The organism is Streptomyces durbertensis, assembly GCF_014156695.1.
Taxonomy (GTDB): domain Bacteria; phylum Actinomycetota; class Actinomycetes; order Streptomycetales; family Streptomycetaceae; genus Streptomyces; species Streptomyces durbertensis.
Map to the genome: position 1 here is coordinate 1 of NZ_WMLF01000958.1, position 411 is coordinate 411.

At 69.1% G+C, this 411-nt stretch carries 1 protein-coding gene; it reads right to left on the reverse strand.

Annotated elements, in window-relative coordinates; translation table 11 throughout:
* On the reverse strand, positions 1–411 hold a 411-nt coding region (locus GL263_RS27870), incomplete at both ends, for an ATPase, T2SS/T4P/T4SS family (RefSeq protein WP_182858477.1).

Consider the following 411-nt stretch of genomic DNA (forward strand, 5'->3'; position numbering starts at 1 on the left):
GGGCAGTCGGGCGTCGACCATCGGGTTGGACTCGTCGACGCGGCGGTTGACGGTGGAGACGATCCGCTCGATGGTCTGCATCAGTTGCTCGGCCGAGGCGAACCGCAGCGGCAGCCGCTCCACGCGGCCCGCGCGTTCGACGTAGATGTGGTCGGGCCCGTTGACCATGATCTCGGTGATGGAGTTGTCCTCGAGGAGCGGTTCGAGGATGCCCAGGCCCAGGGCCTCGTCGACGACGCGCCGGATGAGCATGGCGCGTTCGTGTGTGGACAGGACGGGCCCCTCGCGGCTGACGATGTGGCCGAGCACCCGTTCGAGCCGGTCGCGGCGTTCGGCGGTGCTGAGGGACGACATCTCGGCGAGGTCGATCTCCTCCAGCAGCTTGGCCCGGAAGGCGGCCACGAGGTGGCT